An 11,542-nucleotide genomic window follows, 5' to 3' on the forward strand; every position below is an offset into this window, starting at 1 on the left:
TCGGATACACGTCTCTTCCTCATAATTGCTTACAATTACAAGTTGACATATTTTTCTTTTTTTAACAAAACAGCTTCTTAGAGGTAAAATTATTTTTCTAAAAAATCTTATTTAAATTAGCAATTTTTTGTACACTAATGTTTTAATTATAATAGTTAGTTTAAATGGGAAAGGAAGAAAGAAGAATGGACACTATTAGCCCTGTAAGAAGTATTCAAACAACACAGCCAAAACAAGTGCAATTTAAAGGTAAAGATGCCGAAAAAGGTGGTAATAAAAGTGCAGCTTTAGCTTCAGCATTTCTTATGCCTGGTGCAGGACAACTTATTAACGGTGAAGTTAAAGAAGGTGTAGCTCGTTTTGTTGGAATGGGTGTTATTTGTACACTTGGTAAATGGTGTATGGATACTGCCAAATTAAGTGCACAGGCAAAAGGCGCTGGCATTGGCGGAACATTTGTAGCTGCAACAGCTTTATATATTAATGGTATTATTGATGCTTACAAACATAAAAAAGCACAAAAAGATTCAGAAAATTAATTTAATTATCATTCTAATCTAAATAATTAAGAAGCCTGACTTTTAAAGTCAGGCTTCTTAATATTTAATTATAATTAATGACCGGATTTTGAACAGGAAGTTACATCGAGCGCCTTACATTTCTCTTTAACTGTTAATGTAATTAAAGCAGCAAGTAAGACTGATAATCCACTCACAATAAATGCGTATTCCCAATGGTGAGTCACACCATCAGCTACTTGTAATGGACTTCTGGTAATCAGATAACCCACCGCAACAGAAGAGAGGATTTGAGGTCCGGCTATAAATAAGTTGAATTTCCCCATAGCAGAACCTTCTGTTCCAGGCTTGATATGTTCTGTTAAAAGTGCAAAAGGTAAAGCTAGGACTGAAGCCCAACCTATACCAGCTACACCCATAAATATGAGGACACTGCCTGCAGACTTAGCAACAAATGCTAAACCGAAGAAAGCAGCTGCCATTGCCATAAGCGCAAGAGCATGTACTATTCTTTTTCCTAATTTGCCACAAATAATTCCAAGTGGAATTGATATAACCAGACAAACAGCATTAAATATAGCAAATGCTGTTTGAGAAACGTTGGTAGCTGCTAATATTTTATCCGCAAATTGTGCTTTAATAGCTTCAGTTGCAACGGATAAGTCTGGAATCATATAAACATTGTGAACTACATAATTATTGAAATAAATAAACATAGACATAATGCCAAGCCAGGTAAAGAACTGCATTGCGCATAATTTATAAGCTTCTTTTGATGGAAAACTGATTAATGCTACTGTAAGCATTGGAATACTTAAGATTAAAACAAACCAGGATAGTAATTGCGCAATAGAATCTTTATTTGAAAGATCAAAATTACCAAATACATAAATTAAGCTTGTTACTATCAAAGAGATTACTGCACTAATTGCAAAATTTCTTACAGGCTCAAAAGCACTCTCGGTATTATCAGCTGTTTTTACAGGTTTATTTTTTTCTGGAGTTGTAGCAGTTGTCCAGATCATAGCAACAGTAAATGCAATGGCACCCATAACAAATTGCTGAAAAATAGACATTTGATAGCCAAAAGCCCAATTAATAAAAGGAGCAGTTCCAAATGCAATAACAGCACCTGCACCAATAGCAAAACTCAAGAATGAATTAGCTAAAGCATGCTGTTCAGGTGGGGCAACATCTGGAATTAAAGCCCTATATGGTCCTTGACTTATGTTTACACAAGCATCAATAATCCATAAAAATGCAGCAGCAACAACTATTGCTGATAGTATTCCAAAATTTTCAGCAATAAAAGCTGATTTTGGAAATGCAATTAATCCTAGGCTGCCTAAAACAGCTCCAACTAATAAAAAAGGACGTCTTCTTCCAATTTTTGTCCAAATGTTATCACTTACAACACCAATTACAGGTTGTACAAGTATCCCCGTAATTGGACCTGCTAGCCATATTAAGCCAAATATCAAAGGAGTTGCACCTAATGGCTCAGTAACTCTTGCAGATAAGCCAATCTGCATAGACCATGCAAACTGTATACCGATAAAACCGATACATAAGTTTAATAGTTGCCAAACATTTAATCTTGGCAAAGTAAATGTAGGTGTTGCCACTTGCTGATCTACGGCTTGCACCTGCACTTCTACACTTGAGTTTTCAAATGTTGCATCAGATGGCATAATACTTTCTCCAATTCCTAATTTAAATATAAGTATATTACTTTGTTATTTATTAAACTGCATAAAGTTTGAGAAAACCTTACTATATATTAAAGAAAATAGAAATAAAACTCAAACATTTATTATGAATATTATAGAGAATAAAATTACATAAATTTCGAATAAAGAATCTTAGTACTAGGAAACTCAGTAAAATCACCAACCAAAAATAATACAAATAACCTTAATAAAATAACTTAGTTAGCCCGAATTTCTAAATTAATAAAAAGAACATACTATCTAAGCATTAACTTTCGCTAAGTATAAGGCGAATTCAGAATTTATCCCATAATTATGTCTATATTACCTATGAATTTTCAACTAATGATAATTATTATACCCTGATCAGCCATATAAGGAATCAGGAATGAATCTATTTTTAGATTGGCTAAAAAACCTAAAAATAGCGCAAAAAGAACTATTTCTTATAGCGGTTACCTCTATTTTTATGATTTTTGTAGGATTAGTCGGCCTATTCTTTACAATAAGGTCTATTACAGTAATAAATGACATGTATGAAAACAGATTATTGTCTGTTGAATATCTCAATACCATTCGTGCAAACACACAAGTCATAGAAGCTGACTTGTATAAACTGATATTTACTCCAAATCCAAACCTTAGACAGGAATATCTAGCAGACATAAATAGAAGAGCAGCTGAGTGGCAAAATTTATTTCAAAAATATACAGCAGTTCGTCGAGACCCATACGAAATAGAAAACATACAGATAATGAGAAGCGAGATTTCACAAATTGCAAATGCCCGTAATACAATAATCCAATTAGCTATTGCAGGACAAAGAGAGCAAGCATACAACTCTTATCAACAATATATAATACTACTTAATGACTTTAACCAGCGTATTGAAAATCTTGCTGCATACAACGAAAATGAAGCAGCCAAAGCATATAGACAATATCGTTCGATTGCTATACTTGCAATTATACTTATCCCATTAGCTATTCTTTTTGCGTTAGCCTTGTCAATACCTTTAGGATTAATTATATCGGGGTTTATATCAAATCCAGCTAATGCATTGAAGGATAAAATGGAGAAAGTTACTAGGGGTAATATTAATATTGAGCCGGCTGAAGTCCACTCAAAAGATGAGATTGGCGAATTAAGCGGATCTTTTAATACAATGACCCAAAACTTAAATTATTACATCGAAAGAGAAGGCCTATTAAGACGAATAACTGAAACTATAAGAGAAAGTCTTGATATTAATGAAGTATTAACAATTATTTGTGAAGAAGTGGCCCGTTTATTTGATGCTGATAGAGCAGTAATAGTTGAATATCCAAATAATCAAAATTATCAGGAATATATAGTTAGAAGAGAATATCTGGCAAATCCGAAAGTAAAAGGTTTTTCTGAAAACTTTGATCCAAGAGCCGGAGCATATTGGGGTGAAAACGTATTAAATAAAGGAACAACCCTCGCTATTGATAACATATCTCAATCAGACACACCTGATTATTTTAAAACTAATTATCTTACAATGGGAATAAACTCTATTATAAATGTGCCTATCATGAGAGAACCTAATAAATGGGGCACACTTGGCTTATCTACTATTAGACTTAAACACTGGACAGAAGACGAGATAAACCTGCTTGAAACTATAGCCGACCAAATTTATATTGCCATTAATCAGGCTGAATTATACTCTATTACTAAAAAACAAGCAGAAAAGTCTGATTTAATAAGAAGAATCATAGAAGCAATAGGCGGAACCCTTGATTCAGAAGCTATTTTTAATATTGTTTGTAATGAAATACTAGATTTATTTAAAGTTGATAGAGTAGCAATAGGCGAGTTTATCGCACCTGGAGACTATTCAAAATTGTCAAGAATTGTTGAGGTTACCTCAAATCCCGCTATTATTAAGCATTATCAAGTAGATATTCCATTTGAGTTAAATAAATATCTAGGAGAGAAAATTGTCGAAAAAGGACAAGATGTAAGAATAGATAATATAGAAGATGAAGAAGTACCCGATTTTTACAGAGATTTTCATCATAAAATAGGTACAAAATCTATTCTTAACATCCCCATTAGAAGAGGGGATAAGAAATTAGGAATAATGGCAATTTATCAAAACAGTTATTTTAGACATTGGACGGATGAAGAAGTCGATCTTATGCATATTATTGCTAAGCAAGTTTATATTGCAGTAAGACAAGCTGAACTATACTCAGATACAAAGAATCTGGCTGACAGAGAAAATTTATTACGAACAATTATTAATGAAATTTTAACAAGTGAAAGCTTAATAGAAGCCCTTAATAGTATTTCAACAGAGGTAGGGAATTTATTTGATATAGATAGAGTAACTTTAAGATTATATGATCCAATACTAAAAGCATTCACTGATATTGCAAGTCAATATAGAAAAAGCGAAAATATCCCACCTGTTAAAAGTGCAACTAAAATTTCACCTGAACTTGATCAATTCTTAATACAAGAACTTTTTGAAAAAGGAGAAATTTTAGTAATAAATAATCTTAATGACCCCAAATTGCCTGAAGCAGTAAGAGATAATTGGAAAGAAATTAATGTTAAATCTATAGTTATAGCTCCAATTACCTATAAAGACACACCCCTTGCTGCTATATTTCTTACTAACACAGAGAAAGATAATGCAATAAGTCCTAGTAGTAGTGACCTATTAGCACTGATAGCTCAACAAATAGCAATAGGAATAAATATGTTCCAGCTAACTGACAAACTAAATAAATCACTTAATAGTGAAAGAATTATAAGAGATATACTTTTTGAATCCAGGAAACAAGAAAAACACGATCAAATTTATAATTACCTGCTAGAAAAACTTGCTAAACTCTTTGATGTATCGAGAGTATTACATTTACATTATGATAAAAACCGCAATTTAACAGTACATAATGAAGTTTTAGTAAATAAGGAACTAGAACCCATACTTAACCAACCTATTTTACTTGCTAAATTTACAGAAGAGCTTGAACCAAAAACATATGGCGAGGCAATAGTTATTAATGATATAGATAAAGAAATAAGTAATCCAGAATTAAAAGAATATCTGAAAAGCAAAAACATTGAATCTTTTGTAATATATCCATTAGCAAAAAGATTACCAGCTGAAAAACGGGAATTAATTACTGCAACTACAATGCTATGCTCAATACATCCAAAATTATGGGCGTCAAATGAAATAGATGCATTTAAATTAGCTATTGATACGACATCCCTGGTTTACTTTGAGCTTATAGAGAGAAAAGAATCTGAAGATACAAGAAACACATTCATCGCTACACTTACACATGATTTAAGAAGCCCTATTAGTGCAGAACAAAAAGCCCTTGAGGCAATATTATCCAAAAAACTTGGTTTATCATTAGAAAACTTTTCTGATTACCTTGAAGACATTTATAGAATTAATGAAGAATTACTCCGAATAGTAAACAATTTACTAAGTATTTATCATTACGAGTCTGGAAAATTCACTTTAAACTTACAACCTAACAATATTCAAGATATTATTTCTCATGCTGTCAGATCAATGATACCCCTTGCTAAAGACCAACAATCAGAGATTACAACAAATATACAGGAAAATTTGCCTGAAATCATGATAGATAGAGATGAAATCAATAGAGTAATTACTAATCTAATTAGTAACGCAATAAAACATACTAGAAAAGGAACTGCGATCACTATATCAGCTCATAAAACAGATAATGAAATTCAAATTGCAGTAAGTGACAATGGGCAAGGAATACCAGAGTCAGAAAGATCAAAAATTTTCCAAAGATATCCAACTACTAAGAGAAAAATAGGTACAGGCCTTGGATTATACCTTTCAAAACAAATAATAGACGCTCATCAAGGGAAAATATGGTTTTATACAAAATTAGGTGAAGGTACAACCTTTTACTTTACTCTACCTACTATAAGACATTAATTGGAGAAAATAGATGTACGGAAGATTTATAGAAGAAAAAATAAGATTATTAATAGTAGAAGACGATAAACTATTTAGAACGACTTTAAGCGTTTCTCTTCAAGAAAATCCAAATATTGATGTGATAGGGGAAGCAGAAAATGGAGAACAAGCAGTTAAACTCGCTAAGGAACTTAATCCAGATATGATATTAATGGATTTAGGATTACCTGAAATAAGTGGTATAGAAGCTACAGAGAAAATATTGGCTGCAAATCCAAACATCAAGATAATTGTACTTACATCTCACAGTAATGAAGATGAGGCTATGGATGCTTTAAACGCCGGAGCTGTTTCTTATGCCAGAAAAGATATTAAATTTGAGCACTTAACTATGATAATTCAGACAGTTCATAGAGGTGCAGTCTGGATTGATCCAATTATTGCATATAAAGTTTTAAGGAAATCCAAGGATAACTCTAAAAAGTAGCATCATCTATTTTTGGTAATGTTCAAGTAATGAATCATCACGAGCCATTAAATATGGAAGATTATTATTTATCTTAATTGCGAAGTGATCACAAAGCAAATAACGTTATATGAATAGAGATTGCTTCATCACACAAAATATCCATTTTGTTCGCAATGACTCCCTCGATTATTTCAGACACTTGTTTTCCATTACCCTTTTTTTGATCAGACAAAGAAATTTAGAAAATAGGCTTAGATAGTAATTATTACAAGAAATACTGTTTTGAAAATACACATAACATGAACAAAATAAAAAAGACTGTTTAAACAGTCTTTTAAAAAAATGCCCTGAGCCAGACTTGAACTGGCACTTGGGGTGAACCAAATCGGATTTTAAGTCCGACGCGTCTACCGATTCCGCCACCAGGGCATCTCCCTTATTGTCCAGTAATATTATACTCTATTTCTCTTTGCAAAAAGATATTATAACAAACTTTTTTTTTAGTCTATAAAAATTTTTTGATTAACATTAGAATTCTATAGAAAAATTAATGCTTTTTTCTTGTAATTTCTGAATTTTCCACCCATGCAGATTAATTTAAACTTCTTTAGAATTAATATTACTAATAATACTAATTAAATACAGTTTTATATTGCTAACAGATAACAATGCAGCGGTAACACCTTTCCCTTATTTTACTCTCATCAAAATTACCGGAATAAATTTCATAAAACCCAAAAAATTTATTTTAGATTCTAAATTGTGTTACAAAAGTTAAACTTAAACAAATTAAATAGAAATCCCACTAAAAAACATTATTCTTTATTCTGTATGCTAATCCTCCTGGAAGTTTATTATTCAAGAAAATTTATTAGCAGGGTCGGAAGGGAAATTTTATGTATTTTCAGAATATTAAGAAATATTAATATTTATTTAATTCTTTAAGGTTTTACAAAAAACAGTTAAAGAAATCTGTGCTTTCTGCCGATATAAAAATTAAGAAGATTAAGGATCATTCATGGGAGTGAATAAGTATGGGTTTAGCTGCAAGCCAGGCAAGGTTTTTATCACTAACAGCAAGAAAAAGTGACTTAGAATTTAATGCGCAACAAGTTAACCAGGATAGAATGAGGTTAGCTCGCGAAACAGAAACTTTATTTGAAGAATATTTAAAACTAAAAGTTCCAAGCCCTTATCCAATTGATGCTACTCATCCAGACGCAAATAATAATGGTTTAGCAGACCTATATGAATCTGATCAATTGGCATATGAAGCTGAAGTATCAAGAATAAATGCGCTTACAGAAGGCTATCATTCCCAAGACCGTGTTCTTGAAATTAATCTTAAAAACCTTGAAACACAGCAAAAAGAAGTTCAAACCGAAATTGATTCAGTTAAGAAAGTCATAGATAAGAATATTGAAATGACATTCAAAACATTCGCGTAACAAACACAAATAGTTAAGCGGAGAGAGTTATTATTCCCAAGGGAAGGTAGAGGATATGAGTTATAAAAATGACCATTTGCTGGTAATTGCTAATAAATATGGTAAAGCTGGCGGTGATGCAAAAGCAGAATTATATGAAACCTGGGATAAATTAAGAGATTTATCAGTTAGTGGGCCCTCATTAAATGGTTCAGGCTTTGGCCCCACGGCTAATTTTATGCTGGAAATGGCAAGGCTATTTGCACCTGCTTCCTTCATGCCGGTACTTGGCGGTAATTCAATGAATATACCCGGAACTTCTTATTCATCTCCAATTAGCGGTGGAAATTCTATAACAGCTGGAGGATTATCAGCCTTTGGAATGGGATCACTTGGCAATTATCCCGGATTACCTACCGGTGGTGCGTCAGCATTACCGTATGCTGTAGGGTCAATGGCTTTACCTCTCTTAATGGGCATGGGTAATACTTTTTCTTCTCTTGATAACGATTTTTCTATTGGTGGTGTCCCGACTGGCGGCGCTGCATCTACCATGGCCGGAGGAGTATCAGGTTTAGCAGGAGCTTCGCAAAGTGGGTCGATGCTTCTACCTGCAGCAGGCTTAATAGCCGGAATAGGAGGAATTGCATCTTCATTAGGGCCATATTTTGGGCCGTTCGGACTACTTGCAGGCTTAACAGGCAACCTTGCTACAGGCTACGCCGGATCCGTACTTAATGCATATCAACATGTTACTGGCAAAGTATTAAATAACGCCGATACTATACTCTCTATGAGAGTTAAAAACATAGAAACTGTAGTAAAACAACTTGACACACAAGGTGATATCGTTAGAAAAATGTTGAAAGAATCCGTAGAAGGTGATTCTAAAGCATTACAAAGCCTACTATAAGCTTTAGGAGTAATAATGAGATCCAATCCCAGATTATTTATAAGATCTCTTCAGAGTTTAATTTTTGAAAATAATCCTATTATCTTTATATTTATTCAGCTAAAAAAAATCTTAAATAACTCTACTGAATTTCCTCAAAAACATAAAAAAATTTTTAAAAGCATACAAGAAAATAAGACCCGGTTAGAAAAAGCCAAATCATTGATTGACTTAAATTCCAGAAACACTGCAAAAACAATAAATTTAGTCCGCTAAATCCTCATAAAACTTGTATCTCCTAAAATCAACCATCGAATTTACGAGCAAACGTAAAAATTCCTTTATTTATTAATAAATGTTAACAAAAAATGAATTAAAGTTAATTTATAGCAATTCGTTGTTTTTATATATATAGGTAACTAGTGCCTTAAAAACTAGAACATGATAAAATACTCAAAAAACTGTTGTCGTCAAAGCCAAGGAGAAAAACTGCAATATGGCAAACTCAACAAATACGGCAAATAATATCCCGGAATTTGCAGATAATTTCTTCTCGTTTTTCAGAATATTTTATTACTATCTAGTAAGGGCACGGATTTTTGAGACTGCTTATACAAACTTTGTAAATTCTGTTAAAAATATGCTTACCGCAAATCAAAAACTAAGAATTGCCAAATATAGAGTAAATCATTTAAGATACAGACTTAATCAAATGGAAAGAATAATAGACCAAAATACACCAATGGAACATATTTCAGGAGACATTCTTAATCAGTTAAGATAGCAATGTGTAAAATAACAAAATCACGGGGAGAATAACAATGGGGCTAGCCTCAAGCCAACTTAGATTAATTTATCTGACAATGTTCAAGAGCGATCTTGAATATAGAATCCAGCTTATTTCCCAAACTAAGATGCATTTATCAGGCAGCATAAATGACTTAGTTGATGTTGGCAGTGATTTAGACCCTAGTGCTCCTGAAATGAAACTTTTAGAACAACGTAGAGAAAGACTTCATTTAGTTGAGAAAAAACTGGATGCAACTATAGAAAGATATAAAACACAACTAAGTGCAATACAAACAGAAATTGAAGCAGCACAGAAATTTGTTGATAACAATGTAAAAAGCTTTAACTACGCTAAGTAACAGTTATAAATAAGTAAGCAAGAAAAAATTTTTACACAAAATTATAAAATAGTAGAAATGTCATCCCGGGCTTGACCCGGGATCTAACCTATTTATAAGCTTAAAGCGAACATTTGATAGATGCCGGAACAAGTCCGGCATGACATAGTAAGTATTTTTTCTTTCTTAAATATAAAGAAATGTTCCAAATAGTGATAGTCTAAACCATTTGGCCGATGCCGCTATGAGAAAAATATTTCAAAATTACTATATAAGAAATGGGTTTATGAGTTATCAATTTTAATGAGAGTAAATAAGGGGAGCCGGAAATATGAAAGAAATTTGGGCAGACAATGTAGGCAAAGAATTAACAGGCAAAAAAAGTAAACTTGTTGAGATTTTAGAAAACCAACCCCCATTTATGTATTGGTGGTTTGCCTTTACTTCAATAAGTTTATGTTCTGTTTATGTAATTCTACTAACTAAACTTTAATTTTCCAGCAGTTAGTTAGAACCTCCAGGAATAATATCCTGGAGGTCTTTTATTACATAGTAAAAGTTATTAGAATAAACCACAACTTAATTGATAAATGTAGTTAAGAAAGCTCTTCTAGCAAACTATCATCAATTTCAAAGTTTGCATATACATTTTGCACATCATCATGGTTTTCTATGCTATCTAATAATCTTAAAACCTGCTTAGCGGTTTCAGAATCTTCAATAGCTATCGTATTTTGGGGATTTCTTGTTAATTCAACATTATTTAACTTGTACCCGGCAGCCTCAACTTGCTCTGCTACTTCCTGAAGAGTATCAGGAGTGGTTACGATTCTATATTCATTTTCATCAGTAATAAAGTCTTCAGCGCCAGCATTTATTGCAATTTCAAACAACTGCTCCTGATCAACCCCCACATTATTTATGGAAATAACACCTTGTTCCTCAAACATCCAGCCAACACAGCCTGTTTCACCAAGATTTCCATTCTGTTTATTGAAGTAGCTCCTAATGTCTCCAGCTGTCCTATTTCTATTATCAGTCATGGTCTGAATTAATATAGCCACACCACCTGCACCATAACCTTCATAAATAACTTCTTCAAAATTATCTCCCCCAGCCATGCCTGAAGCTTTTTCAATGGCACGCTTTATATTGTCATTAGGTAAACCAGCTGCTTTTGCTTTATCTATCGCCGTTCTTAATCTAAAATTTGCTTCTGGATTTGTACCACCCGTCTTAGCAGAAACAATTATTTCCCTGGAAAACCTGGCAAATGCAGCACCTTTTTGCGCATCAACTTTGGCTTTTTTATGTTTTATATTAGCCCATTTTGAATGACCAGACATATTTATCTCCTATTAATATATATATCCTAATAGAATTTTAATATAAAAAGATAATATATGTCTAAGTTATTATCCAACTTATTAATGTATAAGTAGGGATATTAC

10 protein-coding genes and 1 tRNA gene are annotated in these 11,542 nt (G+C 32.6%); 8 read left to right on the forward strand and 3 right to left on the reverse strand.

What is annotated here, in order from left to right:
* Nucleotides 1-185 precede the first annotated feature (185 nt).
* Nucleotides 186-539 (forward strand): hypothetical protein, encoded by a 354-nt coding sequence (locus A2255_06870; GenBank protein ID OGI21959.1) that lies wholly within the window; start codon nt 186-188, stop codon nt 537-539.
* 74 nt (nt 540-613) lie between these two features.
* Here the strand turns inward: A2255_06870 and A2255_06875 are convergent, their stop codons facing one another.
* The gene (locus A2255_06875) at nt 614-2,209 is read right to left on the reverse strand and encodes a hypothetical protein (GenBank protein ID OGI21960.1); all 1,596 of its coding nucleotides are present in this window, start codon (nt 2,207-2,209) and stop codon (nt 614-616) included.
* A 406-nt stretch (nt 2,210-2,615) separates the two neighbouring features.
* On the opposite strand from A2255_06875, the gene A2255_06880 reads away from it, so the two are divergent.
* Nucleotides 2,616-6,194: a hypothetical protein gene (locus tag A2255_06880; GenBank protein ID OGI21961.1), complete on the forward strand. Its 3,579-nt coding sequence runs from the start codon at nt 2,616-2,618 to the stop codon at nt 6,192-6,194.
* A gap of 13 nt (nt 6,195-6,207) precedes the next feature.
* Nucleotides 6,208-6,663 carry a hypothetical protein gene (locus A2255_06885; GenBank protein OGI21962.1) on the forward strand — a complete coding sequence of 152 codons (456 nt, stop codon included), beginning with the start codon at nt 6,208-6,210 and terminating at the stop codon, nt 6,661-6,663.
* A 325-nt stretch (nt 6,664-6,988) separates the two neighbouring features.
* On the opposite strand, the gene A2255_06890 is transcribed toward A2255_06885, so the two are convergent.
* A tRNA-Leu gene (locus tag A2255_06890) sits at nt 6,989-7,074 on the reverse strand.
* Nucleotides 7,075-7,679: 605 nt separating this feature from the next.
* On the opposite strand from A2255_06890, the gene A2255_06895 reads away from it, so the two are divergent.
* The 5 genes from A2255_06895 to A2255_06915 all read left to right on the forward strand — a co-directional run bounded on the left by A2255_06895 (nt 7,680) and on the right by A2255_06915 (nt 10,112).
* Nucleotides 7,680-8,093 (forward strand): hypothetical protein, encoded by a 414-nt coding sequence (locus tag A2255_06895; protein ID OGI21963.1) that lies wholly within the window; start codon nt 7,680-7,682, stop codon nt 8,091-8,093.
* Between the two features lie 55 nt (nt 8,094-8,148).
* Nucleotides 8,149-8,985, forward strand: a complete 837-nt coding sequence (locus tag A2255_06900) for a hypothetical protein (GenBank protein OGI21964.1) — start codon at nt 8,149-8,151, stop codon at nt 8,983-8,985.
* A gap of 15 nt (nt 8,986-9,000) precedes the next feature.
* A complete protein-coding gene (locus A2255_06905; protein ID OGI21965.1) occupies nt 9,001-9,240 on the forward strand; it encodes a hypothetical protein in 240 nt (79 codons plus the stop codon).
* A 220-nt stretch (nt 9,241-9,460) separates the two neighbouring features.
* The gene (locus tag A2255_06910; protein OGI21966.1) at nt 9,461-9,748 is read left to right on the forward strand and encodes a hypothetical protein; all 288 of its coding nucleotides are present in this window, start codon (nt 9,461-9,463) and stop codon (nt 9,746-9,748) included.
* Nucleotides 9,749-9,785: 37 nt separating this feature from the next.
* On the forward strand, nt 9,786-10,112 hold the full coding sequence (locus A2255_06915; protein ID OGI21967.1) for a hypothetical protein: 327 nt from the start codon (nt 9,786-9,788) through the stop codon (nt 10,110-10,112).
* Nucleotides 10,113-10,687: 575 nt separating this feature from the next.
* On the opposite strand, the gene A2255_06920 is transcribed toward A2255_06915, so the two are convergent.
* Complete coding sequence (locus tag A2255_06920; GenBank protein OGI21968.1) at nt 10,688-11,437, reverse strand: transcriptional regulator; 750 nt, start codon at nt 11,435-11,437, stop codon at nt 10,688-10,690.
* Between the last annotated feature and the right edge of the window lie 105 nt (nt 11,438-11,542).

The sequence above is a fragment of the Candidatus Melainabacteria bacterium RIFOXYA2_FULL_32_9 genome, from assembly GCA_001784615.1.
Classification (GTDB): Bacteria; Cyanobacteriota; Vampirovibrionia; order Gastranaerophilales; family UBA9579; genus UBA9579.

Excerpts from the sequence above, each read along its gene's own strand:
- A2255_06870 (OGI21959.1), top strand. The coding sequence starts at position 186 with ATGGACACTATTAGCCCTGTAAGAAGTATTCAAACAACACAGCCAAAA.
- A2255_06875 (OGI21960.1), bottom strand. The coding sequence starts at position 2,209 with ATGCCATCTGATGCAACATTTGAAAACTCAAGTGTAGAAGTGCAGGTG.
- A2255_06880 (OGI21961.1), top strand. The coding sequence starts at position 2,616 with ATGAATCTATTTTTAGATTGGCTAAAAAACCTAAAAATAGCGCAAAAA.
- A2255_06885 (OGI21962.1), top strand. The coding sequence starts at position 6,208 with ATGTACGGAAGATTTATAGAAGAAAAAATAAGATTATTAATAGTAGAA.
- A2255_06895 (OGI21963.1), top strand. The coding sequence starts at position 7,680 with ATGGGTTTAGCTGCAAGCCAGGCAAGGTTTTTATCACTAACAGCAAGA.
- A2255_06900 (OGI21964.1), top strand. The coding sequence starts at position 8,149 with ATGAGTTATAAAAATGACCATTTGCTGGTAATTGCTAATAAATATGGT.
- A2255_06905 (OGI21965.1), top strand. The coding sequence starts at position 9,001 with ATGAGATCCAATCCCAGATTATTTATAAGATCTCTTCAGAGTTTAATT.
- A2255_06910 (OGI21966.1), top strand. The coding sequence starts at position 9,461 with ATGGCAAACTCAACAAATACGGCAAATAATATCCCGGAATTTGCAGAT.
- A2255_06915 (OGI21967.1), top strand. The coding sequence starts at position 9,786 with ATGGGGCTAGCCTCAAGCCAACTTAGATTAATTTATCTGACAATGTTC.
- A2255_06920 (OGI21968.1), bottom strand. The coding sequence starts at position 11,437 with ATGTCTGGTCATTCAAAATGGGCTAATATAAAACATAAAAAAGCCAAA.